The organism is Blautia sp. DFI.9.10 (assembly GCF_024461705.1).
Taxonomy (GTDB): domain Bacteria; phylum Bacillota; class Clostridia; order Lachnospirales; family Lachnospiraceae; genus Blautia_A; species Blautia_A fusiformis.
In genome coordinates this window covers 1-1546 of the sequence record NZ_JANGAA010000047.1, presented here as the reverse complement: position 1 = coordinate 1546, position 1546 = coordinate 1, and the positions used below count along the sequence as shown (strand labels likewise).

Here is a 1546-nt window from a genome sequence, read left to right as displayed (position 1 = left end):
CAATGCCATTTAGATAGAACATTTTGTAGATGATTCTTTATGTTACATTCTGTAATGTTTTGATATTTGGAGTGCTTTGAGAGGAAAAAATACGCAAACTTCCCCTTTGGGGTAGAAATCGTACTTTTATCCTTTAAATAACTTGTGTTTTTATCCAAAAAAAGTTATAGTATTCTTATATTAGGACACTCGGTATGCAAAGCTTACAAAGCCTTTCCTCTTTTTGGTACGGGGAAATTTCCGGCCGGGCTTGACCGGGACCAGGTAGCGTAACAGGAGTGTCTCGATATGAGGCGAGATCGTAGGACTGCTTTTTTGAAGGAAAGCTTTACAGATATGTACAGCCATGGTGAAGTTCACCTGGTAAGCGTATTTTGTTTTTTTCTGATGAGTACTTACATGTGGGGTAACGGATTCACAGAAATTATACAGAATGACGCGCGCGTATATCTCCTGTTCTACGTATCCCGCCTTTTTTGAATGAAGCTGGGAAAGCCCCAGGCTATACTTTAATTTTCGGAATGATGTTTCGATTCCCCATCTCAAATGGTATAATTCCCTGATCCTCCACGGAGGGAATGCTTCTCTTTCAAGATTCGTAACGATACATTCGTATCCACCGGTATCCAGTAAAAACCGTACCATTCTTAATCTCATAGGATAGACTGCCTGTTTTCCGTCTTTTTCCAGATCTAGGAAATCAAACACGGAGCTTGGGGAAAGTTTTTTATAGTGGACAGGATCTTTTTTTGAATGTACCGTGCTCCGTGTGATAAAAAAATCCAGGTCTTCGTCCAGTTCCCTGTCAGGCAGCCGGAAACCATACGAGATCCCTCCCCTGCGGGAGATATCCTTTGTACGGATAACAAAAGACAGGCCTTTTGCCATGATATGGGCAAAAACGTGATAAGTTTCATATCCCCGGTCAGCCAGTATGATCGTTCTGGCAGGGGTGCTGATATTTCCCAGCATCTGGACCAGGGCACGGGATTCATTGCTGACCATTGTCTTTTCGATCCGTATATCTGTGTATCTTTTATTACAAAGATCATACAGCGCATGGAGATGGAGCTGGTTGGAGCCTCTTTTTCCATTGCCGGAAGGTTTACAGCTTTCTTTGTCCGCAGGGTCATAACAGATGTTCAGATCAGATCCGTCACAAGCCAGGAGCTGAAATCCATCATAAGTATGTCCTGCCGGAAGTTTCTGTGTAAAATGATAAAACAGGTAACTCATGGCATCTGGAAGAAGCTTGGCCCTTTGCTGGTGGATAGCGGAAAGAGAAGGGATATCAGCAGGAAACCTGTGCTGGAAAAAGTCATGGGATGTAGTAGAAAGAGAGCCACCCTGCATGGTTAAAAGAGAGAGGATCGTATCCCGAAAGGAAATCTTACGTTTTCTCGAAAAATCAACGCCAGGGTGAAGGACAAAAGAATCCTTCTGAAGTTCTAATTCAGAAATAGCAGACAGGAGCAATTCATAACTGGAAGCAAAAGTAGAGTTCATAAGCGAGCCTCCTTTTGTATAAAAAAAGATTGCAATGTAT

At 42.5% G+C, this 1546-nt stretch carries 1 protein-coding gene; it reads right to left on the bottom strand.

Annotated elements, in window-relative coordinates; genetic code table 11:
• Window positions 1–180: 180 nt before the first annotated feature.
• Window positions 181–1506 carry an IS4 family transposase gene (locus NE671_RS15640; RefSeq protein ID WP_175443014.1) on the bottom strand — a complete coding sequence of 442 codons (1326 nt, stop codon included), beginning with the start codon at window positions 1504–1506 and terminating at the stop codon, window positions 181–183.
• Between the last annotated feature and the right edge of the window lie 40 nt (window positions 1507–1546).

Coding starts and splice junctions, on each gene's coding strand:
- NE671_RS15640 (WP_175443014.1), bottom strand. CDS start 1,506: ATGAACTCTACTTTTGCTTCCAGTTATGAATTGCTCCTGTCTGCTATT.